This is a genomic window from Streptomyces sp. AHU1 (assembly GCF_045343905.1).
GTDB classification, from domain to species: Bacteria; Actinomycetota; Actinomycetes; order Streptomycetales; family Streptomycetaceae; genus Streptomyces; species Streptomyces triticiradicis.
The window spans coordinates 860,027-883,746 of the sequence record NZ_CP174283.1 but is presented as its reverse complement, the minus strand read 5'-3'; the positions used below and the strand labels follow the sequence as shown (position 1 = coordinate 883,746).

The following is a 23,720-nucleotide window of genomic DNA, read 5'->3' as shown; positions in this document are numbered from 1 at the left end:
GCAGAGCCTTCATTCCGGTGTCGGCTCGGGCCGATGCGCCTCGTGGCTGCCGCCCTCCGGGCGCTTCGGTTCGGAGACGCTCACATGGTCGCCCGTCGGCCGGCATCAGATCTTTCGAGTGGTCGAGCGCACGTCGTCGGGCACGGCCCACCACTGATCCGGCCGGTCCACCACAAGAGCCTTCGGACCTGTCTCGATGAACCGGCCGAGGCGCAGGAGATAGGCCGCGATGCCCGACGCTCCCTGCATCCACGCGGTGCCGGGCGGCAGCAGGGGCTCGTCGTTCCGGTACTCCACAAAGCGCCAGCGGGCACCTGACTCGTCCTGGATCGCCCGCTCCACAAGCGCGTCGCCCATGGTGCGGGCCCCGCGCAGAAGCGTCTCCGCCCAGTCCGTGCCCGCGTAGTCCTGTGCGGCGTCCAGGAGCACGTCGCCGACCCCCGCCGTGCCGCAGCACCGGCCGTCGTTGTCCCAGAACCCGGGGCGCAGCCGCTCGGGGATGCCCGACGTGAGGAGGGAGGTCAGGCAACGCCGACGCAGCTCGTCGACCTGGAACCCGGCCACCTCCGTGACGCCGGCGTGCGACAGCGCCGAGAACAGATGCGAGGTTCCCGCCGGGCCGTGACACCAGGTGTAGGTGAGGGGCTCCACCTCTCGTTTCGACGGCGGGATGGTGTGCGGTACGACGAACCCGCCGTCGTCGAACACACCCACCGACAGGACGTGCCGGGTGCCCTCGACCGCCGCCTCGACGAAGTCGTCACGGTCGAGCGCCGCGCCCGCCACGGCCAGCGCGGCGGCCACTCCGGCGGTGCCGTGGGAGTAGTTGGGCGCCCGCCACGGCGTACTCGCCGCGATGCCCCAGTCCAGGCCCGCTTCCGTGCGGTCCGCCGTACGGAGCAGCGCCTCGCACCCCGTCGTCGCGATCGCGTCCGCGACGTCTCCCCCGGCCCAGACCGCCGTCATGACGATGCCTGCGGTACCCATGATGATGTCGTTCAGCGGGGCGTCGGAGTCCGGTTCGAACTCCAGGGTCGTCCTCCAGCCGTCGGAGGTCGTCAGATCGTGCAGCCGCCGCAGGGCGACGGATTCCGTGCCCGGCGCGAGCAGACGCAGTGCCGTGCCGTCACCGGCCAGCCCGTCGTACAACGACGGCTCGACACGTCCTTCGGCCTCTGCCGACAACCTGGTCACGATCCCGTCGGCCAGGACCCGCTCCCGCTCGGTCGGCTCACGGTGTTGCGCGATCTCCGCCACCACCGGTGCCAGGCCCGCGATCCCCGAGTACAGCGAGTCGCGGTCCTTCGCCGGTGTCACGGCCCGGCCGTCCCCGGGCACCGTCTCCGGGAGCCACGGGCCCTCGTCCTCGCGCACCTGGTCCAGCACCCACGACCACGCCGCCTCGCCCAGCTGCTTGTACGCCTCGCTCGTCGCCACCCGGCGACGATACATCCGCCCGAAAAGGCCAGGGGATCGCGAGTGCGGGGACTGCGGCCTCCTGATCGCTTCAGAGTGAAGCCCGTTGCCGGGCACTGCAGTTCCAACAGGTGATGACAGCTACGTCGACCCTGTGTTCCCCCGGGTGCCGAACGCTTCCAGCGCCTGACCGCGGCGTTGCGGGGCCCGGTGAGGCCGACCCTGGGCGATGTCCTCGGGGACGGCGGGATCTTCCTCGTCGGCCAGGGATCCAGGGCGTGTCCGCGCGTCCGAGAAACCCGAAGGGCCCCCGGCGGCCTGTTGTCAGCCGTGCTCCGCGGTGTCGGGGGAGAACCGCACAATCACCAGGGTGGGTATGTCACCGACCAGGCTTGCCCGCCACCCTTGTCGACGTCGCAATGGAGTGGAGTGGGGTGGGGAGGGCGGAACCGGTGATTTTCACGGCTCTGGCCGCGGTTCCGTGAACCACGGTGTCTGGTAGGTCGGCCGAGACGGATGCGTCGATGGTCCCGTCTCGCGACGGTAGGGCATGCTGTTGCGATAAGTGATCCCCGACCGGCGTGGCAGGAGTGGCTGGACAGCCTGGACGCGCCGCGGAAGGCTGCCGCGGAGTCGCTGCGTGCCCAGTTCAGTGCCCTCGGCGTGACTGATCCTCTCGACCTGATCCAGTCGGAGGTCATGGAGGACCTTCCGCAGCTCGCGCGATTCGTACTGCTAGGGATGGCTCTGCGACCGGGCGGGCCCTGTCGGGTCTGCACGAAGACATCCTGACGATGGATCCCAGCGGGCGCGACGGGACTGACCTCTGGCGATGAGGACAGCGCTTGGGATTTCATGTGCCCCATGACACAGCGATCTTTCGTGGGCAAGATCAGGCGCGGCTTCAGCCCGCACCCGGCTCGAATGCCGAGAACGACCTGGCAGAAACTGAATCGAGCAAAAACGGATTCAGGCTGGCCGCTACTGACGCTCAATTTCCTTGCTCTCGCCCTTTTGCCGCAATTTTCATAAGTTCGGCAGCTTCCGCGCGCGTATTCGCAGCCCTCTATTGGTGGTTGAGCGTCGGCTGCGTCCTTGATCTGTTGCGGACCGGACAGGTGATGGTGTGCGTCGCCAGAGGCGGGGCAGGACAGCTCGCACCACAGGCGCCCGAGACTTCTGCAGGGGGCAGCGGGTACCTGGGGAGGCATACCTGAAGCCAGGACGCGGCCGGACCGCTGCACGGCCCCGCAGTTCCACTCCTCCAGGCTGGTGCTCATGACGTGCCCGAGCGCCGACTGTAAGCTGCGCCGACAGTCATGACCATCCGAGGAACACCATGGAGCTATCGCCATCGGCCCTCAACCGTCTGGCGAACAGCAGCCTCGGAATCCTTCCGGCAGTTGTCGGTATCGCGTACGCGGCGCAGGCCGATGGCGGGGTGCCGAGGCTCGCGGCCGGTCTGTCCGTGATCGGGTTCGTCGTCCTGGCGGTCCGGGGACACCGACTCGGTACGACGTGCGAGCATGCGCGGATCACGGTCCGTGGCTACCTGCGCACGCGGGTGATCGACCGGGAGCGCATCACGGAGATCACGGACTTCCCCGCGGTGAGGTGGACGGCTCGCAACGGACGCAGGCGTTGGACCCCTCTGGTGGCGTTCATGACGGATCCCGGCGGCGAATCCTCGGCAACCCGTCCCCGCAAGGAGCGCGCTGTCGGAAGACTGCGGGAGTGGGCACGCCGAGGACGCGGTGGACAAGAGCGCGTCGAGACCGGCGTCTGGCGCACGATCCAAGCTCACAGCGTGTGCCACGGCCGTGCCGGAACGGACGGGGAACAGCGGGGAGCGGTGGACACCGACACGAGTCGACTCGGCCACTGAGGCTCCACCGGTCTCACGTGATGTCGGTCCACGGGCCGGTGGTCTCGTCCTTGGGAATCCAGAGCAGTGGTTGTCCCGCGCGGCAGGGCTCGTCCGTTCCCTCTTCCCAGGGGAACCGCCCGGCCCTGTCCGGCCAGAGCAAGTGGGACCATCCATGGATGGCCGACGCGCGACTACCCCGAGGATGGACCCTCCAGCAGATCCGCGATGTATCGGGGGACCGAGAGGCTGCCGCCCTGGATCCCGATCGGTCGGTGAAGTGGGTCGGCGTCGGCGTCGGCGTCGGCGAGGCCTACGAGATGCCACGCCCGGAGATCGTTCTCGGGTTTCAGGGCCTGTGTCTCGTGAAGCCTGTCGATGATGACGACTGGTACATGGGCAGCCTGTACGACGACGGCAGCATCGACTGCTGGACCGCCTACGGCGACCTGCACCAGGCGCTACGCGGCCTCTAGTGCCGCATCAGGCAACGTTCGCCCTGTTGAGGCGCCACGCGAACACAGCCGCGCCGACGGGTATCGCGACAAGGCAGCCGATGAAGATGCCGGCCTCCGAGTCGGCCGACGCCGGAAGGGCCCAGTTCACTGCTGCGGCCACGAGCAGTGTCACCGTTGCCAGCGCAAGGACAGCGGCGACGACGGCAGCCCGTCGGGGCGGCCCCGCACGGTACAGCTCGACTGCGGGCCAGACCGCAGGCCCGGTCACGATCAGGCCCGTAGCCAACGTGTCGGAGTCGGGCAGGGTGAAAACCCCGAAGAGAGCGAGGCCGTCGAGTTCCAGCAAGACGGTCTCCACCACCAGATCCCACACCAGGTCCCGTGGACGTCGCTGGATCGAGCCGTTCCCGCTGTCCTTCTCGTCGGCCACGTCGGCACAGTACCCGCCGACAGGGCGAACGTTGCCTGCTGCGGCACCAGGACCTGTGGGGCGTAGTGATCAACCAGTTGTCCTCAGGAGGTCGTTGATCCAGATCGTGGAGGTGCGGAGGTGGTGGCAGACGGGTCCGGTCGTCCTCCAAGGGCATGGTCGAACGCGATTTCACCATGGGCGAGGTTCCCGGTGTCCTCTGGTCGCCCGCATCCGGCACAGCCGGTCGTACGCCTCTGATCCTGATGGGCCACGGCGGCGGCAACCACATGAAGCACCCCGAGATGGCGGGCCGCGCCCAGCTCCTCGTGAACGGCTGCGGCTTCCACGTCGCCGTCATCGACGCACCGGGTCACGGCTACCGGCCGCGCACGGCACACGACGAGAAAGAGATCGCCGAACTGTTCCGGGCGAGGGCGGCGGGCGAGCCGGAAGGCCCGATCACCGTCCGCTACAACGCCCACCTGGCCGAGCTCGCCGTGCCCGAGTGGCAGGCGACTCTGAACGCTGTCCAGGAACTTCCGGAGATCGGCACCGACGGGCCGGTCGGCCACTGGGGCATCAACATGGGCACCGCGATCGGAATACCGTTCGTGGCAGCCGAACCCAGGATCACGGCCGCGGTCTTCGGTCAGCACTGGCCCGACGTCCTGGCCGAGAAGGCGAAGCAGATCACCATCCCGATCGAGTTCGACCTGCAGTGGGACGACGAGCACATCCCGCGCGAGGCCGGCCTCTCGCTGTTCAACGCCTTCGCCTCGAAGGAGAAGACCCTGCACGCCAACGCGGGCAGGCACAAGGAGCTACCGCGGCCTCAGGCCATCCACCGCTCGCGCCGTATGCCGGTGAACGTCGAGCCGGGGGTTCCAGGCGGTGGTGCCGATGCCCCCGTCGGGTCCGATCCGGAACACGTCGAGCTGATCGGCGCTGCGTGACACGACGGTGAACGCATACGTGGCAGTCCGGCCCGCGCGGCCTCACATCCGGGATCTGAGCACGTCGACCTCACAGCCCGGCGCGAAGGGGTCGAAGCCGTGCTCGATCAGCCAGCGAACTATCAGCAGGCTACGCAACGACCACCACGCGTGGATCACGTCGAGGTCGACGCCGGTGCCGTAGCCGGCGATGACGTCGTCGAGGTGCTCTTCGTGTCCGAGCGTGAAGGTGGCGAGGTCGTACAGGGCGTCACCCCGGCCCGCCTCGGACCAGTCGATGATGCCCGTGACCTCGTCGCCGTCGACGAAGACGTGCGCGATCTGCAGGTCGCCGTGCGTGAACGCCGGGGTCCACGGCCGGAGCGCGGCCTCGGCGACCTGGCGGTTGCGGGCGACCAGGTCGGCGGGCAGGACGCCGTTCGTCACGAGCCGCTCGCACTCGTCGTCGAGTTCCGCCGTCAGAGCGACGATGCTCCGGCCGGCCTGGCCCTGCCGGGGCGGCAACGGCGCGTCGTGCAGCTTCCGGATGGCGGCGCCCGCCGCGGCCCACGCCGTCGGCGACGCGGTCGACGGTTCGCCGAGACGCCCGAGCGTCGTCCCCGGGAGCGCGGCGATCGCGAGCACGGGCGGCTCGCGCCACAGGACCTCCGGGGTCGGGACCGGCGCCAGGGCCATCGCCTCGACCTCGGCGTCGACGCGCGCCTGATCGGCGTCCACCTTCAGGAACACGTCGCCGACGCGCAGGGTCGCGCGCTCGGAATGGGCGACGACGACCTCGACCTCATCCACGGCGACCAGTATCCCGGGGACGGCCGCCGACGTCGCCGGGTTCGTCGCGTGCGATGAAGCGGCCGACCGCGCCCCGCCGCTCGGCGGCCTCGTGCGCGACACCATTCCCCGACCAGGTCGAGCCCACCGCTTTTGTCGCGAGTCCTTGGCGACAGTCCGGTGTGCGACACCTTCAGCTGCGGGACGCGTCCGGCCCTGTCTGGTGGATCGTCAGATTCCCGTTGACGACGGCGTTCACGGTCCCGTGGTCGTACGCCCGGTTCTCCTGCCGGGGCGCGGCCGTGGACGCGGGGCCGGGAGGCGGCAGTTCGGCGATCGCCGAACGGAGTTCGTCGGCGGCGTCGGGATGCTCCGCCAACAGATTCTGGAGGTGCAGGCGCCAGGTGCGGCGGGCCTCGGCCAGTTCCTGCCGGCTCCCGGGGCGCTGGACGAGGCTCCGCAATGCGTCCAGGTGCAGGGCTGCCGTCCGGGTGTGCTCGGCGTCGCCCCGGCCCAGCAGCCGGGCGAAGCGGTCGCGGGCGGTCTGCCAGGCGTCGGTGGAGGCGGCACCGACCAGGGCCGCGGAGCCGGCTGCGGCGAGGGTTGTCAGCCAGTCGGGGATCAAGGGGTGTCCTTTCGCGGTCACGAACCGGAGCGCTGCGCGGTCCAGGAACCGGAGGTGTCGTAGCAGTCGGTCTTGAAGCTGCCGCGCATGGTGTCGCCGTCCACGCTTCCGGTGAACGAAATGGTCCCCGCGCTGTTCACGTTGCCGAAAGTGATGCGGTCGCCCTTCAACGTGCCGGTGACGGATCCGTCGAGGGAGCAGGGCACTCCGTCGACCGTCAGGTCTCCGGTGAGGCGTTCGCCGTCCTGGGACAGGGTGGCCGTGAACCGGCCGGAACCGAACGACGTGGACCAGTCTCCCGTCCACCTGCCCGTCAGGGTCTCCTTCTCGGACGACGTGGGCGCGCCGCTCGACGGCGGCGCCGATGCGGTCACCGCCAGTCCGAAGTCCCAGTAGCGGGCGGCGACGGGCAGCCGGTCGGGTGAGCCTTGGGTGGTGAGGCGGACGAGCCGGCCCCGGTCGTCGATACGTGCTGTGAAGTCCACCGGGGAGACATCGGCCATCGGGGTGGAGGTGGTGGCCACCGGCTCGGCCGAGGTGACGCCGAACCGGGCCACGGCCGGTTCGGCGGATGCTTCGGGCGCGGTGGCGGGGGGAGCCAGAGTGCCGGTGAAGGCGCAGCCGTCGCGCCGGGCCCGGATCACCGACCGCAGTCCGCGGGCCGGGGCGGCGGGGTCGACGGCGTCGATGAAGGCGCCGTCGGCCCGTACCCACCGGGGATCCGCTCCGGACGGTGTGGTCACGCCGGAGGGCAGTACGACCTTGCCCTGGTCGATCGTGCCGCTCGTGTCGGTGCCGCCTCTGACGCCTTGTCGGAACCACGCCGTCCGCGCCTGCGGGTCCGCCGCTCCGGTGACATGGTGCCGACCACGGGTGACGTCGTAACGGAAGCTCGTGAGTTCCACGCGTCGGGCGGCCTCCGCCAGGATCGCGGGCGCCGAACGGTCCCCGGCGGCCGCGTCGCAGGAGGCGCCGCCCATGATGCGTGGCACGACAACGATCACCGTGGTGACCACGACCACTACGACCGTGACCACGGTTGCCACGACGGGCACGCTGACACCGGCGGCACCCGCACCGCCGAAGGTCGTGGCTTTGGTGACGGCTTTGGCGACGGTGGCGGCCTTTGCCAGGACCGTCGCGCCGCTCAGGCTCGTCGCCGCGGCGCCCGGCGTCGACGCTCCCGCGACCGAGGGGGAACCGGCGGTCTGCGCGGCGGTGGCGGATGCCTGGGCCGGGTCGGCCAGCGGCGCCCCGGGCAGGTGGCCGACGCCGGCCTGCTTCACGGCTTCGGCGGCGAGATGGTTCGTGACGGCGAGGCCACCTGCCGTCGACACGGCGCCCGCACCCAGTGCGGTGGCGGCCGCCTTGCCGAGAGTCGTCCTGCGGGGTCTTGGAGCGAGGCCGAGTACGACCTGGTAGTAGATGTTGCCGTTCTGGACGGAGTTGACCGTGCCGTGGCCCGTCGCCATGGCCATCTGGGTCGTCGTGCCGTCGGGCGGCGGCAGAAGCGACTGCACGGAATCGGCGAATCGGCGGGCCTCCTGCGCCCGTTCCGGGTCGTCCGTGAGAGCCGCAGAGATCTGCTGTTGCCACTGCGGCAGCGAGCGCGTCAGGAAGCGGCTCAGGTCATCGCCCTCGTGACGCGCCGCCTCGGCCGCCCAAGCCTCGATCCGCTCGCCCACTTGTGGATCGTCGTCCGGCAGAAGGCCGGTCACTCGCTCCCGTGCCTCGGCCCAGGCCGGTGTCCCGATCGCCGCGGCGAGATGTTCGGCCGCGTCCACGGCCGGATCGTCGGACCTTCCGTACGCACTGTCGTCCTGCGTGCCTTCGGCCATGAAGCCTCCCCCGATCGCCGCACGCCGAGTGGCGCCAAGCTAGCAGCGCCGCGAAGGACGGAAGGCGGCTTCGCGGGACGCTCGCCCGACGGCCGGCGGCGTGAGGAAGCGCGCAGGGGCGCGTACGGCGCAACGGAGCGGGGCTGACGACACGCATCGTCGGCCCGATCCCGTTCGTGGCGATGGCCGCTCCGCGGCTCGCGCGCCGGGCGGCGCGTATCCGGCGTGGCTGCCCGAGGGGGAGCGGGGAGCGGGCCGGATCTGGCCACGCACACCGCCGACACCGCGACTCGAACACAAACGAACGCGCGGCTTCGATCCGTGTCCAACCGGCCGCTAGGTCGAGGCACTTGGCGAGATGTCGAACCCCTCCCGGCAGTCGTCTTCCATCACAGTCGAACAAGTCCTACCGTAAACGCGCATCGATGACACGTACATGTCGCCATCTCTTTTTCGCGAGTCGGAGGAACGTAACGATGCGTCACCCTCACGCCCGCACCATCCGCGCCACCCGCACCATCCGCCGAAGAGTGGCCGGAGCGTTCGCCGCGGGACTTCTGTGCGCGACCGGGCTCGCCGCCCCCGCCGTCGCCGCTCCCGCCGGCGCCCCGGCCGTGCCCGCCTTGGGCGACGGCCTCGCCCTGACCCCGCCGATGGGCTTCAACAACTGGAACTCCACCCACTGCCGGGCCGACTTCGACGAGGCGATGGTCGAGGGGATCGCCGACCTCTTCGTCGAGAAGGGCCTGAAGGACGCCGGCTACCAGTACGTCAACCTGGACGACTGCTGGGCCCTGCCCTCGCGGGACGCGGACGGCCGGCTGGTGCCCGACCCCGCCCGCTTCCCCCACGGCATCGAGGCCGTCGCCGATTACGTGCACGCCAAAGGGCTCAAGCTCGGCATCTACACGAGCGCGGGTACGAAGACCTGCGACACCGTGGGCTTCCCCGGCGCGCTCGGACACGAGTACGGCGACGCCAGGCAGTTCGCCGACTGGGGTGTGGACTACCTCAAGTACGACAACTGCAACAACTCCGGCGTGGACGCCAGAACCCGCTACACGACCATGCGGGACGCGCTCAGGGCGACCGGACGGCCCATCGTCTACAGCATCTGCGAGTGGGGCGAGAACAAGCCCTGGGAGTGGGCCTCGGACGTCGGTCATCTGTGGCGCACCACCGGGGACATCAGTGACAGCTGGGGCTCGATGCTGTCGATCCTGAAGCAGAACCTGCCCCTGGCCTCCCACGCCGGTCCCGGTCACTGGAACGACCCGGACATGCTGGAGGTCGGCAACGGCGGTATGACCGACACCGAGTACCGCTCCCACTTCTCCCTGTGGTCGGTCATGGCGGCCCCGCTGCTCATCGGCACCGATCTGCGCAAGGCGTCCCCGGCCACGCTGGACATCCTGGGGAACGAGGAGGTCATCGCCGTCGACCAGGACCCGCTCGGGAAACAGGGCACGGTGGTCTCCTCCGAGGGCGGGCGCTGGGTCGTCGCCAAGGAGATGAAGGACGGCAGCCGCGCGGTGGCCCTGTTCAACGAGTCCGGCGCCCCCCAGCGCGTCACGACGACGGCCCGCTCGGTCGGACTGCCCGACGCCCCCGCCTACACACTGCGCGACCTGTGGCGGCACCGGACCCGCAACACCGCCGGAACCATCTCCGCGACCGTCCCGGCGCACGGCACGGTCCTCGTCCGGGTCGCGGCCGACCGGCGCTGGGCCTCGTATCCACCCGCCGTCGAACTCGGCCTGGACGGCGGCCCGTTGGTGGAGGCGGGTGCACCGGCCGCACTGACGACGACGGTCACCGACCTCGGCCGTACGCCCGCCGTACGGGTGTCCGTGTCGCTCACCGGCCCCACCGGCTGGACCGTCGCACCGGCATCGCCGACGCGTGCGGCCGCCCTGCGAACCGGCCGCACGCTGCGCACCGACTGGCGGGTGACCGCGCCACGGGGGACGCTCACGGGGTCGTACGACCTGACGCTGCGGGCCGTCTACCGCTCGCCGTCCGGAGCGCGGGTCGACAGCACCCTGCCGCTGGACGTCCCGGTGGTGGTGGCCCCGCCCCCGGGGACGTCGTACCTCGGTGACCTGCCGTGGATGTCGGCCACGAACGGCTGGGGTCCGGTGGAACGCGACACCAGCAACGGGGAGAGCGCCGCGGGAGACGGGCATCCGATCACCCTGGGTGGGGCGGTATACGCCAAGGGGCTCGGCGTGCACGCCGAGAGCTCCGTCGCGTACTACACCGGCACGGTGTGCGAGACGGTCAGCGCGGAGGTCGGTGTCGACGACGAGAAGGGGGCGCGGGGGACCGTCGCCTTCGCGATCTGGGCCGACGGCGTCGAGGTCGCCTCCAGCGGCACCCTGACGAACGCCGTGCCGGCCCGGCCGCTCACCGCGGACGTCACGGGGGCCCGGGTGGTCCGCCTCGTGGTCACCGACGGCGGCGACGGCATCGACTCGGACCACGCGGACTGGGCGGACGCCGAACTCGCGTGCTGAGCCGGACGTTCATCGCCGTCCGCCGAAGTGCCCGGAAGCGGGACGTCGGACCTGTCGTCCCGCTTCCGGGGCGAGTTCTGCGCGGCCGTCGACGCGTGGCCGTGACCGGCGCGTCGTGTCAGCCGTCCCGGCCCTGCCATGTGGTGACGCAGGCTTCGTTCCCCTCCGGGTCGGCGAGCACCCAGAAAGCGGGGGCGCGGGTCGCGGACACGAGCCGGCCCCCGGCTGCCAGCGCGGCCTCGATCCGCCGGGGTGCCTCGTCATGCGGAACGCTGATGTCGATGTGGATGCGATTGCGCTGCGGCCGCGCGCTGTCCATCTGCTGGAACCAGATGGCCGGGCCCTGCCCGACCGGGTCGACGACGGGATCCTCCGGCCCCTCGGCGCCCGCCTCGTCGGCATAGCCCGTCACCGCCTTCCAGAACGGTCGGATCCCGGCGATGTCCAGGGCGTCGATCGCGATCTCCAGAAGCTGGACGGACCGTGGTGTCCCCGCTCCGAGTCCGGGCTCCGGCCGAAGCCCGGATTCGCGGGCGGCGGCGGAGATCCGACGCGCGAGTTCGACGTCCCGGGCGGTGACCGCCGCGTGGTCCGACGACTGCAGGGTGAAGACGGCCAGGCCGGGGCGGACATCGACCCGGAGATGGCGATCGGCGTCGTCGCCGCACACCGCGACAGCGTCCGCCGCCAGGCTGACCGCCTGAGCCAACGTCCCCACCGGAACCGACGTCTGCAAGGTGCCCAGCACGTAGCGCCACCCGTGATCCTGGACCGCCTCCGACGCTTCCCGCCGACTCGGTGTCTGCTCCATGACCACATCCTCGCAGCCCCGCCCGCCGGTACTTCCGACAAGGGAAGACCACACCACGGTCACGCTCCGCGGGGTCGGGCCGCCGCCTCGGCCCGATCAGGCGGTCGAAGCTTTTTCCGCAGGCACGAGCCGCGCCCGCGGAGCGTGCCGATGGCGTTGTGCCCAGCGGACAGCGGGTGGTGCTGCCAAGCCCGTCAGCGCGAACATGGCCCCCACGGCATACCACCCGGGGCGGCCCCAGGTGATGCAGAGCGCGATGAGCAGTCCTGGTCCGAATGCTTCGGCAAGCCCGGCACCGAGACCGAACACGCCCAGGTACTGGCCTGTGGCGTGCTGCGGGGCGAGGGCGAACGAGGGCGAAGGAGATCTCGAAGCCCGCGGCGGAGTGCCACAGTTCGCCGATCGTGTGGATCACCACCGCGGTGATGAGCAGGGCTCCGGCGGCCCACGCCGGTGTGCCCGCGGACAGGGAGACCAGTGAGCAGGCGATGAGGAAGGCCACGCCCGCCCGGCGGTAGGCGTGTGCGCCGGCGGCGGGGGAATCGACGTCGCGGCCGACCCGGACCTGGAAGGCGACGACGATGACGGTGCCGGTGAGCATGGTGGCCGAGACGATCCAGTGCGGGGCGGTGGTGGCGTCGACGATCCAGAGCGGGATGGCCACGGTGAGCACCTTGAACTGGACGGCCATGATGCCGTCGAGGGCGGTCAGCAGCAGGTAAGGGCGGTCCCGCAGGGCGATCCGGCGAGGACCGCGGGCCAGCGCGAGAAGACCGGCGATGCCGAGCCCGAGCCCCACCTGGCCTGCCGGCAGGTGAACCGCCTCGGTGAAATACAGCACTCCGGCGGTGAGGTAGAGGCCGCTTCCGACGGTGTAGACGAAGTTCGAGGCCGCGAGGACGCGCTGCGGTCCGGTGTCCGGCATCAGTCGGGGCATGACCAAGACTCCACGTCCTCGGCAAGCGGTGAGGGAGCGGGGCCGGCCGGACCGGCGGACGCCGGGTGAGAAGACGATCACTCTCCAGGAAGGACACGCCGACGGACGGAAGGCCCTCGGACACCGAAGACTGACGGGCCGACCCCGCCGGGGACCATGTTGATGCATGCCATTCGTTGTTGCAAGTTATTCGCAATAAAGGCATAGGCTGTCGCGGGACGATCACCCGCACCCGTGAAAGGGGACGTGCCTGATGGGCACCTACGCGCTTCCCGACCTGCCCTACGACTACGCCGCGCTGGAGCCGGCCATCACCGGGCAGATCCTGGAACTGCACCACGCCAAGCACCACGCGGCCTACGTCAAGGGCGCCAACGACACCCTGGAGCAGCTCGCCGAGGCCCGCGACAAGGACCTGATCACGCCCACCTCGCTGGTCGGCCTGGAGAAGACCTTCGCCTTCAACCTCTCCGGCCACGTCCTGCACTCGATCTTCTGGCAGAACCTCTCCCCGGACGGCGGCGACCGGCCCGACGGCGTCCTCGCCGACGCCATCGACGAACACTTCGGCGGCTTCGAGCAGTTCAAGAAGCAGCTCACCGTCGCGACCGCGTCCGTCCAGGGCTCCGGCTGGGGCGTGCTCGCCTGGGAACCCCTCGGCGAGCGACTGATCGTCGAACAGGTCTACGACCACCACGGCAGCGTCGGCCAGGGCACCACCCCCCTGCTCGTCTTCGACGCCTGGGAGCACGCCTACTACCTGCAGTACAAGAACGTCCGCCCCGACTACGTCACCAAGCTGTGGGACCTGGTCGACTGGGAGGACGTCGCCACCCGCTACACCGCGGCAGCAGGCGCCTGACCGGCACCATCACCATGTGATGAGCGGGCCGGGAAGCCTCCGCGCTCACCGGCCCGCGCTCCGCGTCGCCGCCCGACCGTCCGGAGAGCCGGAGCCGGTTCCCACGTCGACCTGACAGAGCGACGCGGTACCAGGGCGGCGACGACGGCTGCATCGGGTACCCCAGTCACCCGTACCGAGCGCGGAACCGGCCTGCCTACTCCTCGTCGGCCTCCCGGGCGGCGGCTTCGTTGGCGCGGTCGATCTCGGCCATGTGCTCCTCCGCCCAGGTCCGCAGCCCCGCGAGCGCGGCTTCCAGGGACAGCCCGAGTCCGGTGAGCCGGTAGAAGACCCGCGGCGGCACGGTGGGTTCGACCCGGCGCGCCACCAGTCCGTCGCGGGTCAGGCTTCGCAGCGTCACGGACAGCATCTTCTGCGAGACGCCGGGCATCCGGCGTCTCAGCTCCGCGAAGCGCACCTCGTCCGGTGCGGCATCGGCGAGCGTCTTGACGGCCATGGACGTCCACTTCGTACCGATGCGGTCCAGCAACTGCCGCGTCGGGCAATGGGGATCGAACAGATCGCCGCGCGCCCCGTGACCGGCGGCCCGGGCTCCTCGGGTGGTCACCTGTGGCTCACCACCTTCCCTGAAAGTGCCGTCTAGGAAGCGGTCGGTCGGTTACCTATCGTTCTGTGGTCACCAATGGTAACCATCCGGGAGGAGCCGTCATGCCCGTCACCACCGCACACCACCTGCGCCGCATCGCGACGAACGGCGTCCGACTCAATGTCGCCATCGCCGGGGACGGACCCGCGGTTCTCCTGCTGCACGGCTTCCCGCACACCTGGCGACTCTGGAGCGGCATCATGGGCCGACTGGCCGGGCGGTACCGGGTCATCGCCCCGGACCTCCGAGGCTTCGGTGCCAGTGCGCGCGCCGTCGGGGGTTACGACGCGGGCACCCTCGCCGCCGACGCCGAAGGGCTGCTCGACGCACTCGGCGAGCCTTCGGCAGCGGTGGTCGGCATCGACGCGGGCACCGCCCCCGCCGTCCTGCTCGCGCTGCGCCGGCCCGGCCTCGTCCGGCGCCTGGTCGTGATGGAGGCACTGCTCGGCCGCCTGCCCGGAGCGGAGGACGTCGTCGCGGGCGGTGCCCCGTGGTGGTTCGGATTCCACGCCGTGCCCGGCCTCGCCGAGACCGTCCTGGCCGGCAACGAGGCCCCGTACGTCGACTGGTTCCTCGACTCGGGGACGCTCGGGCGAGGAGTACCCGACGACATCCGTGCGGCCTTCGTCCACGCGTACACCGGGGGTGAGGCCCTGCGCTGCGCGTTCTCCTACTACCGGGCCCTGCCCACCAGCGCGCGGCAGATCCAGGACGCCGTCGCGACGGCTCGGCTGACCATGCCCACCATGGCCGTCGGCTCTCACCCCGTCGGCCGCGGGCTCGAGCGCCAACTCCGCCCCATCGCCGATGACCTGGTCGGACACCGCCTCCAGGACTGCGGCCACATCATCCCCCTGGACCGCCCCGACGCGTTGTTCGCGCTCCTTGCTCCCTTCCTCTCCGCCGATCTGCCGAAGTGACCGGAGCGGGGCCGAAGGTTCACGGTCGGCGGTTCGGGCGTTCGTCCCAGCGGAATGCCGTATCCATCCGTCATGCCCGAGCGTTTCGGTCCCTGTTCGCCGCGGCCGCTCGGGCAGCGGGGCCGCGAATCGGTCCCGGAGTGGTTCGGTCGGCCGTGATGGAAGCACGGGCACGGGTCTCCCCGGTGATCACAGAGCGCCGTAACTCCATGATCACCGGGACCTGTGCCCGTTCTCTGTCGCCGGTGTCCCCGACCGCGCCTGTCCGCGCGACCTCTGAGTAGGGTCGAGGCATGACTGGTACGAACCCCGCTCGGCAAGCGCCGATCGACATCGCGGCACTCGCCGACGACCCCTACGCCGTCTACGCGCAGTTCCGCCGAGCCGGGCCCGTACACCGGATCACCGGGACGGACGGACTGCCCGCCTGGCTGGTGACCGGCTATGACGACGTACGTGAGGCCCTCGCGGACCCGCGGCTCTCCCTCGACAAGCGCAATGTGACGCCCGGCGGCTACCGGGGCATGGCCTTACCGCCGGCACTGGACGCGAACCTGCTCAACATGGACCCCCCGGACCACACCCGCATCAGGCGCCTGGTCTCCCGGGCCTTCACCCCGCGCCGGATCGAGCGGCTGCGCGAGCCGGTCCGGCGTACCGCTGACGAGCTCCTCGACGCCATCGCCGCGGACGAACGCGCGGACCTGATCGCCTCGTACGCCGCGCCGTTGCCGATCACCGTCATCTGCGACCTGCTCGGCGTGGCCCCGGCCGACCGGCTCGACTTCCGGTCGTGGACCGACGCTCTCGTGGCCCCCGATCCGACGCGTCCGTCCCTCGCCAGGGAAGCGATCGGCAACATGCTGTCCTTCCTCACCCACCTCATCGCGGGCAAGCGAACCGCCCCGGCCGATGACCTGCTCTCCGCGATGATCGCCGTCCGCGACGAGGAGGACCGGCTGAACGAGGACGAGTTGACGTCCTTGGCCTTCCTCATCCTGTTCGCCGGGTACGAGAACACCGTTCATCTCATCGGGAACGCGATCCTCGCCCTGCTTCGCCATCCCGACCAGTCGGCCGAGTTGAGGGCCGATCCCGCGCGCCTGAGTGCGGCGGTGGAGGAGTCGGCCCGCTACGACGGCCCGATGCCCCTGGCCGTCCGCCGGTTCCCGACCGAGGACACCTCCATCGGCGGGGTGACCATCCCGGCGGGCGAGACCGTGCTGCTGTCCCTCGCCGCGGCCCACCGGGACCCGCGCCGCTTCACCGACCCGGACCGCTTCGACATCCACCGGGACGCCACCGGCCACCTCGCCCTCGGTCACGGCATCCACTACTGCCTGGGCGCTCCGCTGGCCCGCATGGAAACCGAGATCGCGCTGTCCGCGCTCCTCGACCGCTTTCCGGACATGGCCCTGGACGTGCCTCCGAGCGAACTGCGCTGGCGGCCCTCGATGCGCTCCCGCGGTCTGCTCGCCCTTCCGGTCCGCACCGGCGGAGCCGAACGGACCGTCGCGGATCGATCGATGACGGGGTTCGCGGCCTCGATCCGAGACGGGTGTGGTTCCTTTCGCGGAACGGCTGAGCCGGGAAGACGCTGACCGGCGTGTGGTCGGTGCCGTCGTGCTTCTGCCTCGCCCGGCTCAGGCGCGTATCGTTCGCCACGTTCGAGAAGAGCCGGCGGTCTGGGCCACCGTGCCGACGAAGTACGCGTCGAGGAAGTCGCCCTCACGCGCGCTGCGGGGGAGTCGGCACCGATCCCGCCGCAGTACGGGTCAGGATGTGGCGGGCCAGAACTGCACGAGGTAGCGCTCCACGCCGTGGCCGGTGCCCTCGTCCTCCGACAGGGCGGCGGCCTCGGCCCGGCCCGCACAGTGGACACGGACGTGCCACCGACCGCCGGAATCCGCCAGCGTGATCAGGTCGTCCATCCGGCCCGTGTGCATGGACCACACCGCCATCTGTCCACTGGTCGACTCGAATGCGGCTTCGGCCGTCTCGTCCCAGGCGGCCCGGTCCTGCCGGGGCGGTGGCCCGTCCCACACTTCCACACCGACCGTGGCGGTGTGGGTATGGCCGCCGCTGGTGATGTCCAGGCGCCCCGGGTGAGTGCTCAGGAACGCGTGCCGGTCGAAGTCGTCCGGAAAAGGCACCGGCAGGTCCGCGTCGTCGGACTCCTGCAACCCGAAGGCGTGAAAGCCCACGTACGCATTGACGTCCTGCTGCCGCACGAGCTCAGCCATGAGTGCCTCTTCGACGTGACAGACGACTGGTCCTTGCCCTGATCGTAAGTCGACCTGGCTGTGCGCTTGGTGCCCTCTTGGAGGGTGCACGCGCCACGGCGTCAGGAGCGGCCTGCCCCCCGATACCGACCGGCGGTCGTGCGGTGCCGGTCGGCTGTCGGTCAGGGGCGGGTGGGGCCGCGGTGGGGCAGTGTTCGGCTGTAGACGACGCTCGTGGTCGTGCTGCCGAAGCCGGCCAGTTCGTCCACGAGTGTCTCCAGGTGCTCCATGGAGGTCGCGGCCACCTTCAGGGTGTAGCAGTCGTCGCCGGTGGTACGCAGGCACTCCAGGATTTCGCGGCGCTCGGCGAGGAGGCGGTGCAGTGGCTGGTGCCGGTTGCCGGGGTACTTCAGGCGGACGACGGCGAGTACCTGGTAGCCGACCTTGGCCAGGTCCACGGTGGCGTGGTAGCCGGTGATGACGCCCAGCGCCTCCAGATTCCGCACCCGCTCGGTGGTGGCCGACGGGCTGAGGTTGACGCGGCGGCCCAACTCGCTCAGGGAGATGCGGGCCTCCTGCTGGAGCTGCTCGATGATCGCCCAGTCGAGGTCGTCGAGGTTCACGGCCATGGCGCGACATTACCGGGAGATTCACCGTAGGAGGCGGGAACCACCGGGAAGGTCCGGTTCCCTTCGGCGTGATCGCCGCAATAGCCTCGGAGCATGCAACTTGGTGTCAACGTACCGAACTTCGGGCCGGGGACCGACCCCGGCGTGCTGCGCGAGTGGGCGCGGGTCGCGGCGGGGCTCGGGTTCGACCTGCTGATGGTGTCCGACCACGTAGCCGTCACCCCGGATGTGGCGCAGCGGTATCCGGAGCCGTTCTACGACCCGTTCACCACCCTGTCCTGGCTGGCCGGAGTCAGCGGTGGCGAACTGCGGCTGGGCACCACCGTGTTGGTGCTGCCGTACCGGCATCCGCTGCTGGTGGCGCGGATGGCGAGCAGCCTGCAACGGCTCAGCGGCGGGCGGTTCGTGCTCGGAGTGGGGGTCGGGTGGGCGCGACAGGAGTTCGACGCGCTCGGCGTGCCGTTCGGCGCGAGGGGCCGGCTGACCGACGAGTACCTGGCAGTGGTGCGGGACACGTGGAGGGCGGAGGAGGGAGCCGCGCCCGCGGTGTGGGTCGGCGGGCACAGTGCGGCGGCGATCCGGCGGGCGGTCAGGTTCGGCGACGCCTGGCATCCGCTGCGGCTGCCGGTGACGCGGATGCGGTCGGTTCTCGCGGACAACGGGTTGCCGGGGTTCGCACCGCGGATCGCGCTGCGGCTGAGCGACGCTCCGGTCCATGAGGTCGAACGGCCCGCCGGTGTCGGGGACCTGGAGCGGATCGTGGGTGATCTGGGGGAGCTTCGCGGGCTCGGTGCGCAGACCGTGGTGCTCGACCCCTATGACGGGGATCCGGATCAGACCCGTCGGCCCGAGGCCGCGTGGCGGGCGCTCACCGCGGTCGCCGAGCGGTGGAGGATGGTGTCGTGATCGATTCTGCTGACGAGGCGCTGCTGCGGCAGGCCATCGGTATCGCGGCGCGCGCGGTGGAGCTGGGCGACGCGCCGTACGGCTCGCTGCTGGCCGGACCCGAGGGGACGGTCCTCGCGGAAGCGCACAACACGGTCCGGCGGGACGACGACATCACGGCCCATCCGGAGTTGAAGCTGGCCCGGTGGGCGGCCCGTGAGCTGGACGCGGACACGGCCGCCCGCACCACCATGTACACCAGCTGCCAGCCGTGCGGCATGTGCGCGGGCGGCATCGTCCGCTCCGGCATCGGCCGGGTCGTGTACGCGCTCTCCACCGAGCAACTCGTGGAACTCAACCCGCGATCGGGGGAGTGGCCGTCCGTGGCACAGGACGGCCCGGCCCTCTTCGGCGAGGCACGCGCACCCATCGACGCGTACTACGGGCCGAACCCGTCGGACGGCACGTGACCCGCAGAGCGCGGCATTCCGCCGTTCCTCCAGGAGGCCCTCGAGAGCTCGGCGGTGGCGGGCCGGCCGGCGGACCGTTTCGAGGGCGTCGGCCTGGCGCGTGCGGGCTGTTCGGCGGAGCCCAGAGGGCGTTTCAGCACTGAGGTGGAGTGACGGGTGGCGCCGGTGGCGGTGGCCGGTGCGCTTCCCAGTCCGCGCGGCCGCCCGCGCCCAGGACCCCTACGGCGTCGTGCAGTTCGGCCGCGGAGAGATCGGCGAGGGAACGGCGCGCGATCCGGGAGACGATCAGGGGCAGCACGGGGCGCAGCGGCTGTACGAGACGCAGCCAGGGCGGGGCGTAAACGCTGGTCGCGCGCCTGTCGATGCCCCGCGTCAGCCAGGCGGCGACCTGGTCGGGGCTGTGGACCCGTCGCGCTGGGCGGGGCTGGTGGGAACGCAGAGCGCGCAGCACGGGGTGGTCGTCCAGTTCGCCGATCATGTCGGTTCCGGTCCAGTGGAGATAGGCGATACCGACCCCCACGCCCTCGGTGCGCAGTTCGGTGCGCAGTGCCTGGGCGAATGACTCGACCCCGGCTTTGGACGCGCAGTAGGCGCTCATCAGGGGTGCGGAGCCGAAGGCGGCGGTGGAGGCGATCTGCAGGTAGTAGCCGCCCGTCCGCGCGAGTTGCGGAAGGAAGGCGCGGGCCGTGTTCGCGCTGCCGATGAGGTTGACCTCGATGACCCGGTCGAACAAGGCGGCGGGGCTGTCGGCGAAGGGACCCCCCGTGGCGATCCCGGCGTTCGCCACCACCACCGAGGCCGGTCCCAGGCGCGCTTGAACGCTGCGGGCGGCGCCGCGCAGTGCGGGCTCGTCGGTGACGTCCACCTCGATGCAGCACGCTTCGGTCGGCAGGGTGCCCGCGACCCGGCGCAGGGATTCCAGCTCGCGTCCCAGCAGCGCCAGCCGCAGTCCGCGGTGCGCGAGCCGGCGGGCCGTCGCCTCTCCCACTCCGCGCGCGGCACCGGTGACCACCGCCACCCGTTGGTACGCCCGGTCCTGCACCATCGCTGCCTCCCTGCCGGGAGCGCGGCCCGGTACCGCCTTCGGCCAGTCGATCACGTCCCCGCCACTTCCACCCGCCGTGCACGTTCCATCGGGTGAGAGCCCCCGCGAGTGCGGATCCCGGCATGGTCCGGAAGGGCAGACCGGCGTACGGGCACCCGGGACGGCGTCTGCCCCATCGGGCAGCGGTGGCTGCACTCCCGTGGACAGCCGCACGCCTGTACCCGGCGCGCGCACTGAGGCAGTGTCAGGGTGAGAGAGGTCTGCCGCCAGCCGTCCCGGGGAGTGAGAATGCCCGATCACCTGCACGATCATGACCACGATCACGATCACGACCACCGGCAAGCCGGCCACGGGCAGTCCCGGACCGACGACTCGAGGCTGTTCAAGGCGGCGGCCGCGGGCCGCCCCGACGTCCTGGGCCCGTCCGGCATGGGCACGCTGCAGCGTGCCGTCGGCAACGGCGCGGTGGGCGCCATGCTGCAGCGCGAGCAGGACGAGGAGCCCCTCTCGGACCGGCGCTCGCCCGTGCACGACGTCATCGGATCCGGCTCCGGACAGTCCCTCGGTGCCGATGTCCGCTCCGACATGGAGGCGAGGCTCGGAGCGGACTTCTCCGACGTGCGGGTGCACACGGGCGACGCGGCGCACGAGTCCGCGAAGTCCGTCGGAGCGCACGCCTACACCGTCGGCAGCAACGTCGTCTTCCAGCGGGACGCCTACGATCCGTCGTCCCACGCCGGGCGTACGACGCTCGCGCATGAACTGACCCATGTGATCCAGCAGCGCAGCGGTCCGGTCGACGGGACCGCGGCACCCGGTGGGATCCGGGTCAGCGACCCCTCGGACCGGTACGAGCGGGAGGCCAGCGCGAACGCCGAACGCGTCATGTCCGCCCCGGCCCCGGCCGCACACGCCCCGGAGGGGACGACGGCCGTCGCCGGGCCGTCCGCGGCGGTTCAGCGGGAGGCCGAGCAGGAGGACGAGCAACCCGCCGACGTGCAGGGGCTGTTCGTGCAGCGGACCGAGGAGGAGCAGGACGAACCGGGTGACGCGTGACCGGAACGGCCCCGGGCCCGGCTCGAGTCCGCCGCTGCCCGGGGCCGTTCCGGCTCGCCGTAGGGGCTCGACCCCGCTCGCCGGGATGCCGGACCGGCCGGTGGCCCCGGCCGGTCCGGTCGGCTCAGGCCGGTCCGGTCGGCTCAGGCCGCGGAGGGGGAGGCGCTGGGCACCGACCGCAGCGTCCCGCCGACCAGCACCGACTCCTCGCACTGGCCCGGTTTCGGAGCGCCCACCGGCTGTCCCACCTTGGCGCAGGTCACCGTCATGGTGATCCGTCCTCCGGCGGGCACCGCGATCGGGGTGACGAAGTGGTAGTCCTGGTCACGGAAGTTCTGCAGTGCGAGCCGCAGCAGGGTCCGGTCCTCGGCGGCGATGACGACGGTGCCGGAGTCGCCCTGCGGGTTCTGCACCACGAGGTCCGTCAGGTCCAGCACATGGTCCTTCGGGACACGGAACACCGTGCCGGCCGTGGGATCGCCGCCCGTCGAGTCCTTGACCTCGACCTGAGCGCTGCGCGGATCCCCCGCACCCCCGCCGCCGCTTCCTCCCGTGCCTCCGCCACCCGTCCCGCCCGTGCCCCCGCCGGTGCTTCCGGCCGTCGATCCGGCCGAGGCGCCGGGGCTCGGTGAACCACCACCTGCCGCGTCCTGTCCCTTTCCGCTTCCGCCGGCGCCCGCCGACGCGCCCCCGCCGCCCGTGGCGCCGGGCGCGGCGGGACTCGGTGACATCGCGGCCGCCACCTGTTTCTTGGACTCCTCCTTGGCCGCCGACCGCACCACCGGGCGCAGCAGGGCGAACCACAGGACGGCCAGGGCCACCACCGCGGCCACCGCCGCCATCAGCGCGCGCGGCAGCCAGCGGGGCAGTATCGCGTTCTGCTGGTAGGTGCCGTCCAGGGACACCGCCTCGTGCGGCAGGTCGCCCGCGGGCGTCACCACCACCTGGAAGGGATGCACGACGGGAGTGCCGCGCCACAGCCGTCGCGTCGGACGCAGGGTGAGCCGCGACAGCTCGGCCGCGCCCGGCAGCAGTTCGACGGTCTCCCGGGAGAGGCTCAGCCGCACCCGGGAGCTGTCCCCCTGGGCCGCCAGTTGCACGGTGATCGGAGTGTTGCCGTGGTTGTCGACGGCCACGTCCGTACGGCCGCGCCAGGCGCCGTCGAACCCGCGGGGCACCAGCTCCCCGGTGATCGAGGCGAACGGCAGGACCGTGACGACGCCCTCGGGCACCACCGTCGTGTCGGGAGCGCTGGTGGGCACCACCCGTACCCCGAACGGGACGTCCCCGGCCAGTGCCTCCGAGCTCCGGGGCGGGCTCAGCGCGAGGACCGCGGTGCCCGTACTGCCCGGGAACAGCGAAAGGCTCGCCGGTTCGACGGTCGCCCAGGCCGCCGCCGGGCCCACGACCTCGAAGCGGTACTCCTCCACCGTGCTGCCGGAGTTGCGTATCTGGAGGGGCACTTCCGTCCGCCCACCAGGCTCGACCGTCACAGCGGTCGTGTCCAGGCTCGCCGCAGTTGTCATGAGCGGCACGGTAAGACCGGTGACGGCGGGCTACACGGGCCTCTCAGGAAGACTTTCGGGAAGCTGATGTGCCCATTGATGCCTTGTTGACTTCGTGTGGAGTCGCCTGCCGCATACTGCTCGACGCGCCGAGAGGCGCTTGACCAGGGGGGAGACCGTGGTGGACCGGATAGTCGTGTGCCTGCGCGCGGATGACCCGATCTCCAGAGCGGGGGTCGCCTCACAGCTGCGGCCCCGGCCGGAGATCCGGCTGCAGGAAGAGGGGGAGGAAACGGCCGCCGCGGTGGTGGTGGTCGTCGTGGAGACCATAGACGAGGAATCGCTGCGGATCCTCCGGCACATCCGGCGGACGACGGCGGCCCGGATGGCGCTGATCGCCACCCGCATCGACGACCAGCAGCTGGTCGGTGCCGCCGAGTGCGGAGTGGCGGGCATCCTGCGCCGGTCCGAGGCGACGCCGGAGCGGCTGGTGCAGGTGATCAACGCGGTGGCCAGGGGAGAGGGATGCGTTCCCGCCGATCTGCTGGGCCGCCTGCTGGAGCAGGTCGGCCAGCTGCAGAGCCAGGTCCTGGCGCCGCGCGGCCTGAACTTCAGCGGGCTCACCGACCGCGAGATCGAGGTCGTCCGACTCGTCGCCGAGGGGTACGACACCGGGGACATCGCCTCGAAACTCGCGTACTCCGAACGCACCATCAAGAACATCCTGCACGAACTCGTCACCCGGCTGCACCTGCGCAACCGCTCGCACGTCGTCGCCTACGCGCTCCGGCAGGGGCTGATCTGAAGGAGGCGGCCCGCTGATCCGAAGGAGGCGGCCCGTCGGGCCCTCCGACGGCTCGTCGCGGCGTCGCTGCGGAAGGG

The 23,720-nt window shown here is 71.1% G+C and carries 23 protein-coding genes; 12 read left to right on the top strand and 11 right to left on the bottom strand.

Features of this window, described 5'->3' with window-relative positions:
* Nucleotides 1-105 precede the first annotated feature (105 nt).
* Complete coding sequence (locus ACICHK_RS04155) at nt 106-1,437, bottom strand: lanthionine synthetase LanC family protein (RefSeq protein ID WP_406835726.1); 1,332 nt, start codon at nt 1,435-1,437, stop codon at nt 106-108.
* 1,318 nt (nt 1,438-2,755) lie between these two features.
* Between ACICHK_RS04155 and ACICHK_RS04150 the strand changes: the two genes are divergently transcribed.
* Both ACICHK_RS04150 and ACICHK_RS04145 read left to right on the top strand, forming a co-directional pair.
* Entirely contained in the window at nt 2,756-3,301 is a 546-nt protein-coding gene (locus ACICHK_RS04150) for a hypothetical protein (protein WP_406835725.1), read from the top strand.
* Nucleotides 3,302-3,459: 158 nt separating this feature from the next.
* Nucleotides 3,460-3,756 (top strand): hypothetical protein, encoded by a 297-nt coding sequence (locus tag ACICHK_RS04145; protein WP_406835724.1) that lies wholly within the window; start codon nt 3,460-3,462, stop codon nt 3,754-3,756.
* Nucleotides 3,757-3,763: 7 nt separating this feature from the next.
* On the opposite strand, the gene ACICHK_RS04140 is transcribed toward ACICHK_RS04145, so the two are convergent.
* Nucleotides 3,764-4,168, bottom strand: coding sequence for a hypothetical protein (locus ACICHK_RS04140; RefSeq protein ID WP_406835723.1), 405 nt, complete (start codon nt 4,166-4,168; stop codon nt 3,764-3,766).
* Between the two features lie 155 nt (nt 4,169-4,323).
* On the opposite strand from ACICHK_RS04140, the gene ACICHK_RS04135 reads away from it, so the two are divergent.
* Entirely contained in the window at nt 4,324-5,103 is a 780-nt protein-coding gene (locus ACICHK_RS04135; protein WP_406835722.1) for an alpha/beta hydrolase, read from the top strand.
* Between the two features lie 42 nt (nt 5,104-5,145).
* Here the strand turns inward: ACICHK_RS04135 and ACICHK_RS04130 are convergent, their stop codons facing one another.
* From ACICHK_RS04130 to ACICHK_RS04120, 3 genes are all read right to left on the bottom strand, one after another.
* Complete coding sequence (locus ACICHK_RS04130) at nt 5,146-5,892, bottom strand: phosphotransferase family protein (RefSeq protein ID WP_406835721.1); 747 nt, start codon at nt 5,890-5,892, stop codon at nt 5,146-5,148.
* A gap of 172 nt (nt 5,893-6,064) precedes the next feature.
* Entirely contained in the window at nt 6,065-6,496 is a 432-nt protein-coding gene (locus ACICHK_RS04125; protein ID WP_406835720.1) for a hypothetical protein, read from the bottom strand.
* Nucleotides 6,497-6,513: 17 nt separating this feature from the next.
* On the bottom strand, nt 6,514-8,334 hold the full coding sequence (locus ACICHK_RS04120; RefSeq protein ID WP_406835719.1) for a hypothetical protein: 1,821 nt from the start codon (nt 8,332-8,334) through the stop codon (nt 6,514-6,516).
* Between the two features lie 476 nt (nt 8,335-8,810).
* Between ACICHK_RS04120 and ACICHK_RS04115 the strand changes: the two genes are divergently transcribed.
* Nucleotides 8,811-10,850 (top strand): NPCBM/NEW2 domain-containing protein, encoded by a 2,040-nt coding sequence (locus ACICHK_RS04115; protein WP_406835718.1) that lies wholly within the window; start codon nt 8,811-8,813, stop codon nt 10,848-10,850.
* 118 nt (nt 10,851-10,968) lie between these two features.
* Here the strand turns inward: ACICHK_RS04115 and ACICHK_RS04110 are convergent, their stop codons facing one another.
* Nucleotides 10,969-11,661, bottom strand: a complete 693-nt coding sequence (locus tag ACICHK_RS04110) for a VOC family protein (protein WP_406835717.1) — start codon at nt 11,659-11,661, stop codon at nt 10,969-10,971.
* 581 nt (nt 11,662-12,242) lie between these two features.
* Between ACICHK_RS04110 and ACICHK_RS04105 the strand changes: the two genes are divergently transcribed.
* Together ACICHK_RS04105 and ACICHK_RS04100 are read left to right on the top strand one after the other, a co-directional pair.
* A complete protein-coding gene (locus ACICHK_RS04105; RefSeq protein WP_406835716.1) occupies nt 12,243-12,383 on the top strand; it encodes a hypothetical protein in 141 nt (46 codons plus the stop codon).
* Nucleotides 12,384-12,851: 468 nt separating this feature from the next.
* Entirely contained in the window at nt 12,852-13,460 is a 609-nt protein-coding gene (locus tag ACICHK_RS04100) for a superoxide dismutase (RefSeq protein ID WP_406835715.1), read from the top strand.
* A 196-nt stretch (nt 13,461-13,656) separates the two neighbouring features.
* Here ACICHK_RS04100 and ACICHK_RS04095 read toward each other — a convergent pair whose 3' ends face one another.
* On the bottom strand, nt 13,657-14,067 hold the full coding sequence (locus ACICHK_RS04095) for a winged helix-turn-helix transcriptional regulator (RefSeq protein ID WP_406835714.1): 411 nt from the start codon (nt 14,065-14,067) through the stop codon (nt 13,657-13,659).
* Nucleotides 14,068-14,168: 101 nt separating this feature from the next.
* Between ACICHK_RS04095 and ACICHK_RS04090 the strand changes: the two genes are divergently transcribed.
* Nucleotides 14,169-15,026: an alpha/beta fold hydrolase gene (locus ACICHK_RS04090; RefSeq protein ID WP_406835713.1), complete on the top strand. Its 858-nt coding sequence runs from the start codon at nt 14,169-14,171 to the stop codon at nt 15,024-15,026.
* 293 nt (nt 15,027-15,319) lie between these two features.
* The gene (locus ACICHK_RS04085) at nt 15,320-16,627 is read left to right on the top strand and encodes a cytochrome P450 (protein ID WP_406835712.1); all 1,308 of its coding nucleotides are present in this window, start codon (nt 15,320-15,322) and stop codon (nt 16,625-16,627) included.
* 174 nt (nt 16,628-16,801) lie between these two features.
* On the opposite strand, the gene ACICHK_RS04080 is transcribed toward ACICHK_RS04085, so the two are convergent.
* Together ACICHK_RS04080 and ACICHK_RS04075 are read right to left on the bottom strand one after the other, a co-directional pair.
* Nucleotides 16,802-17,269, bottom strand: a complete 468-nt coding sequence (locus ACICHK_RS04080; RefSeq protein WP_406835711.1) for a hypothetical protein — start codon at nt 17,267-17,269, stop codon at nt 16,802-16,804.
* Between the two features lie 161 nt (nt 17,270-17,430).
* Nucleotides 17,431-17,877, bottom strand: a complete 447-nt coding sequence (locus ACICHK_RS04075; RefSeq protein WP_406835710.1) for an Lrp/AsnC family transcriptional regulator — start codon at nt 17,875-17,877, stop codon at nt 17,431-17,433.
* A 93-nt stretch (nt 17,878-17,970) separates the two neighbouring features.
* Between ACICHK_RS04075 and ACICHK_RS04070 the strand changes: the two genes are divergently transcribed.
* Both ACICHK_RS04070 and ACICHK_RS04065 read left to right on the top strand, forming a co-directional pair.
* Nucleotides 17,971-18,783 (top strand): LLM class flavin-dependent oxidoreductase, encoded by an 813-nt coding sequence (locus ACICHK_RS04070; protein ID WP_406835709.1) that lies wholly within the window; start codon nt 17,971-17,973, stop codon nt 18,781-18,783.
* The gene (locus tag ACICHK_RS04065) at nt 18,780-19,232 is read left to right on the top strand and encodes a nucleoside deaminase (protein ID WP_406835708.1); all 453 of its coding nucleotides are present in this window, start codon (nt 18,780-18,782) and stop codon (nt 19,230-19,232) included. Before ACICHK_RS04070 ends, ACICHK_RS04065 begins: the two co-directional genes overlap by 4 nt.
* Nucleotides 19,233-19,365: 133 nt before the next feature.
* Here the strand turns inward: ACICHK_RS04065 and ACICHK_RS04060 are convergent, their stop codons facing one another.
* Nucleotides 19,366-20,277 (bottom strand): SDR family oxidoreductase, encoded by a 912-nt coding sequence (locus ACICHK_RS04060; RefSeq protein WP_406835707.1) that lies wholly within the window; start codon nt 20,275-20,277, stop codon nt 19,366-19,368.
* 288 nt (nt 20,278-20,565) lie between these two features.
* On the opposite strand from ACICHK_RS04060, the gene ACICHK_RS04055 reads away from it, so the two are divergent.
* A complete protein-coding gene (locus ACICHK_RS04055; protein ID WP_406835706.1) occupies nt 20,566-21,333 on the top strand; it encodes a DUF4157 domain-containing protein in 768 nt (255 codons plus the stop codon).
* Nucleotides 21,334-21,476: 143 nt separating this feature from the next.
* Here ACICHK_RS04055 and ACICHK_RS04050 read toward each other — a convergent pair whose 3' ends face one another.
* Nucleotides 21,477-22,859: a hypothetical protein gene (locus ACICHK_RS04050; protein ID WP_406835705.1), complete on the bottom strand. Its 1,383-nt coding sequence runs from the start codon at nt 22,857-22,859 to the stop codon at nt 21,477-21,479.
* A 160-nt stretch (nt 22,860-23,019) separates the two neighbouring features.
* Here ACICHK_RS04050 and ACICHK_RS04045 point away from each other — a divergent pair, with 160 nt between their 5' ends.
* Nucleotides 23,020-23,643, top strand: a complete 624-nt coding sequence (locus tag ACICHK_RS04045; protein WP_151473322.1) for a response regulator transcription factor — start codon at nt 23,020-23,022, stop codon at nt 23,641-23,643.
* Nucleotides 23,644-23,720: the final 77 nt, after the last annotated feature.